Origin of the sequence: Streptomyces poriferorum, assembly GCF_019399235.1 — a bacterium.
Taxonomy (GTDB): Bacteria; Actinomycetota; Actinomycetes; order Streptomycetales; family Streptomycetaceae; genus Streptomyces; species Streptomyces poriferorum.
In genome coordinates, this window is record NZ_JAELVH010000404.1 from 1 (window position 1) to 4,468 (window position 4,468).

Annotated in this window: 2 protein-coding genes; one reads left to right on the plus strand and one right to left on the minus strand. The window is 73.4% G+C overall.

Annotated elements, in window-relative coordinates:
* The first annotated feature begins 425 nt into the window (after positions 1-425).
* A complete protein-coding gene (locus JGS39_RS36980; RefSeq protein ID WP_219574148.1) occupies positions 426-3,317 on the plus strand; it encodes a glycoside hydrolase family 2 TIM barrel-domain containing protein in 2,892 nt (963 codons plus the stop codon).
* 102 nt (positions 3,318-3,419) lie between these two features.
* On the opposite strand, the gene JGS39_RS36985 is transcribed toward JGS39_RS36980, so the two are convergent.
* Entirely contained in the window at positions 3,420-4,466 is a 1,047-nt protein-coding gene (locus tag JGS39_RS36985) for a rhamnogalacturonan acetylesterase (protein ID WP_219574149.1), read from the minus strand.
* Between the last annotated feature and the right edge of the window lie 2 nt (positions 4,467-4,468).

Here is a 4,468-nt window from a genome sequence, read left to right on the forward strand (position 1 = left end):
TCAAGTCCCCCCTCGGACACAGAGCACATGCCGATCAGGAGAGATCCTGATCGGCATTTTGCGTTGCCGCGCCGCGACCGGGGCGGAAGCGGTCCGGCACCTCGCTCCGGCGCGAGGTCCTGCGGCCGCGTTCACAGCCACTCTTCGCAGGACGGCGCCGCCGCGCCCGCCGAGGCACGGGGGCCCGGATTCACCGCCTCCCCGGAGGCGGTGAGTCCGTTCGGGGCCCGGTGGCCGGCGCGCTCCTCGCGGGCGCTGTGCCGGTACCCGAGGCCCCGGCCGGTGCGCTGTCGCTCGTGCCGGTGGCGGGGCGCTCGCCGCCATCAGCCCCGGCCGGCCGGCCCGGTAGCCCCGGACCCTTGTTGAAACGGTTCATTCGTAGTTAACGTCGCTCCGGAGAAGGGCGTTTCCGAGCGAGGAGAAGCATGAGCCGCACCGAAACCGACACGCTGCCCTGGTACGAGGACCCGAGCCCGGGTACCGGTGGCCTCGCGCCGCGGTCCTGGTACGCGACGTCCGACGCCTGGCGGATGTCCCTCAACGGCGAGTGGGCGTTCCGGCTCTCACCCCGGGCGGCCACCGAGGACGAGTCGTTCGCCCGGCCGGGGTTCGACGCCTCGGAGTGGGGGACGGTCGCGGTGCCCGGTCACTGGGTGCTCCAGGGGGCCGGCGGCGCTCCCGCGTACACGAACGTCGTCTACCCCTTTCCCGTCGACCCGCCGCGGGTACCGTCCGAGAACCCGACGGGCGACCATCTGCGGACGTTCACGCTGCCCGGCGACCGCCCGCAGGACGGCGAGCTGGTGCTCCGGTTCGAAGGGGTGGAGTCCTGCGCCCGGGTCTGGCTCAACGGACGGGAACTGGGCGACTTCAAGGGGTCCCGGCTGCCGCACGAGTTCGCCGTGGGCGATCTGCTGAACCCCGGCGAGAACGTCCTCGCGGTACGGGTGCACGCCTGGTCGTCGGGCAGCTATCTGGAGGACCAGGACCAGTGGTGGCTGCCGGGCATCTTCCGTGAGGTGACTCTGGTCCACCGCCCGGACGGCGCGCCCCGGGACTTCTTCGTGCACGCGGGCTACGACCACCGGGACGGCTCCGGCACGCTGCTGGTGGAGTGCGAGGGGGCGGACGGCCGGGTCCTGGTGCCCGAGCTGGGTGTCGACATCGCCTCGGGCGCTTCCGTGACGCTGCCGGTCGAGCCGTGGACCGCCGAGACACCCCGGCTGTACGACGCGGAGCTGGTCACGGCAGGCGAGCGGATCCCGCTGCGGATCGGCTTCCGTACGGTCGTGGTCGAGGACGGCGTCATCAAGGTCAACGGCGGGCGGCTGCTGTTCCGCGGGGTGAACCGGCACGAGTTCCACCCGGAGACGGGCCGGGCCGTCGACGCGTCGACGATGCGGCGCGATCTGGTGCTGATGAAGCAGCACAACATCAACGCCGTACGGACCAGCCACTATCCGCCGCACCCCGCCTTCCTCGACCTGTGCGACGAGCTGGGCCTCTGGGTGATCGACGAGTGCGATCTGGAGACACATGGCTTCGTCGACCTGGAGTGGCGGGGCAACCCGGTGGACGACGAGCGGTGGACCCCCGCCCTGCTCGACCGGGCGGCCCGCATGGTCGAGCGCGACAAGAACCACGCCTCCGTCATCATCTGGTCGCTGGGCAACGAGTGCGGTTCGGGCAGCGGCCTGACGTCGATGGCCGAGTGGATCAGGGGCCGGGACCCGGAGCGGCTGCTGCACTACGAGGGCGACCTCTCCTGCGAGGACGTCGATCTGTACTCGCGGATGTATCCGACGCATGCCGAGGTCGAACTCATCGGCAAGCGGGCGGAGGAGCCGCTGGCCGATCCGGAACTCGACGCCCGGCGGCGTGCGATGCCCTTCGTCATGTGCGAGTACGGGCACGCCATGGGCAACGGGCCGGGCGGTCTGAGCGAGTACCAGCGGCTCTTCGAGCGGTACGAGCGTCTTCAGGGCGGTTTCGTCTGGGAGTGGATCGACCACGGCTTCGCCCACCCCGAGCACGGCTTCGCGTACGGCGGGGACTTCGGCGAGGAGCTGCACGACGGCAACTTCGTCTGCGACGGCCTGCTCTTCCCCGACCGCACGCCCTCCCCCGGGCTCGTCGAGTACAAGAAGGTCATCGAGCCGGTGCGGATCGGCCCGGGCTCCGCGGCCGGTACGTTCACGGTCACCAACGGCTACGACTTCGCCGGGCTGGGGCACCTCGAGTTCGTCTGGTCGCACGAGGTGGACGGCACGGTCGTGGCCTCGGGCACCCTGGCGGTGCCGGAGCTCGCTCCGGGCGCCTCGGCGGAGGTGGCACCGGACGCCGCTTCCGCGGGCGACGGCCTGTGGACCGTACGGGCGGTGCTCGCCGGGGACACCGCGTGGGGCGAGCGCGGGCACGTGGTGGCCTGGGGCCAGGTGGAGACGGGCGTGCGGGCCGTCCCGGCTCCGGCGGCCGGCGAGCGTCCGGTGCGCGCGGGTGGCCTGATCACCCTCGGGCCGGGCGTGTTCGACGCGGCGACCGGGGTACCGGTGCGCATCGGGGACGTTCCGGTGGAGGGGCTGCGGCTGGACGTGTGGCGGGCACCCACCGACAACGACAACGGGGCGGCCTGGCAGCCGGACGAGCGGTACGGGCTGCGCTGGCGGGAGCTGGGGCTGCACCGGATGCGGCACCGCGTCGACGCGGTCGAGGCGGACGGGGACGCGCTGACGGTGCGGACCCGGGTGGCCCCGGCGGGCTGGGACCTGGGCCTGCGGACCACCTACAGGTGGACGGCCGCCGGCGGCCGTCTCGGGCTGACGGTGTCCGTGGTGCCGGACGGCGACTGGCGGGTGCCGCTGCCCCGGCTCGGGATCCGGTTCGCGCTGCCCGCGGCGTACGGCGGTGCGCGGTGGACCGGCGGCGGACCGGGTGAGGCGTACCCGGACACCCGGGCCGCCGCGATGCTCGGGACGTGGGAGATGGGGGTGGACGCGCTCCAGACCCCCTACGTCCGGCCTCAGGAGAACGGAGCCCGGGCCGACGTCCGGTGGGCGGAGCTCAAGGACACCGGCGGTGCGGGGCTGCGGGCCGAGGGCGGCACGCCGTTCTGGTTCACCGCGCGGCGCTGGACGAGCGAGCAGCTGGACGCGGCGGAGCATGCGCCGGATCTGGTGGCCGGGGACCGTGTCTGGGTCAACCTGGACCACGCGCTGCAGGGCATCGGCTCGCAGTCGTGCGGGCCGGGCGTGCTGCCGGAGCACCGGCTCGACGCGGAGCCGGCGGAGTTCTCGTTCGTGTTCGCACCGCTGGGCTGAACCCGCCCCCCTGCCCTGCCCCCGCTCCGGCCCGGGCAGGGCAGGGGGGCCGAGCCCGCCTCCTGCCCTGCCCCGGCTCCGGCCCGGGCAGGGCAGGCCCGGTCAGCGGAACAGACGGCCCGGCAGCAGGTGCTGGTCACGCAGCGCGTCGCGGACCATGGCCGCGTACTCCGTGGCCCCGCGCTCCGAGGTGTGCGTGTTGTCGCGCTTCTCGTCGGTGAGGTAGAGCGCCTTGGAGGCGTCGGGGCCGAGCTCCTCGACCCGTTGCCTGGTGAGGGCGGTCAGGTCGACGAGCGGGACGTCGTGCTCGGCGGCCAGCAGGCGGATCTGCGCGGGCAGATCGACCCCGAGGCCGTTGACCAGGAGCGCGGTGCCGTTGTCCAGCGTGCCGTCGGCGTTGAACCAGCGCCGGACGATCGGGGTGACGAGCACGGGCCGGCCGCCTTCGGCGCGAATCGCCCCGATCATCGTGGTGAGGTTGGCGCGGTAGTCCGCCTCGGTCGTCTGCTTGTCGTTGTGGGCGAGCTGGATGAGCACGGTGTCGCCCCGGCGGATCAGCGGGCGGACCGTCGGGAAGAGCTGGGGCTGGTCGAGATACGTCTGCGAACTCTCGCCGGAGTCGGCGTAGTTGGCGACGGATATGCCGGCCCGTAGGTACTGCGGGAGTTCCTGGCCCCAACCCGTGTAGGGGCTGCCGAGCTGGTCGCAGACGGTCGAGTCTCCGATCAGGAACAGCTGCGGGGTGCGCGGCGCCGGAGCCACGCGCAGGCCCGCGAGGAGCGGGGCGGGGCCGTCGAAGGCGAGGTCGAGGCCGGGACTGCCGCTCGCCCCGGTGGGTTCGCCCTCGGGCTCGCGCACATTGACCGTGAACGTCCGGACCACCTGATGTCCGGCGGCGGTCGGCGTCTCGCCGAGTACGGTGCGCCGCGTCTCGGCGATGACCGTCGTACGGCCCTCGGTGACGCCGCCGATGCGCGCGGTGACGCGGTAGGTGCCGGGGGCCACGTCGAAGTGGCAGATCACGGGGGCGGATCCGGTGCAGCCGGCGGGGACGGGCGCCACCGGGCCGGCGACGGCGGGTGCGGCGAGGACGGCCACGGCGGCGACGGCGGTCAGCAGGGCGGGGGCGGCTCTGCGGGCAAGGGGCATGG

What these genes read in the sequence shown, in the direction of transcription:
- JGS39_RS36980 (WP_219574148.1), top strand. Translation starts at nt 426, where the DNA reads ATGAGCCGCACCGAAACCGACACGCTGCCCTGGTACGAGGACCCGAGC.
- JGS39_RS36985 (WP_219574149.1), bottom strand. Translation starts at nt 4,466, where the DNA reads ATGCCCCTTGCCCGCAGAGCCGCCCCCGCCCTGCTGACCGCCGTCGCC.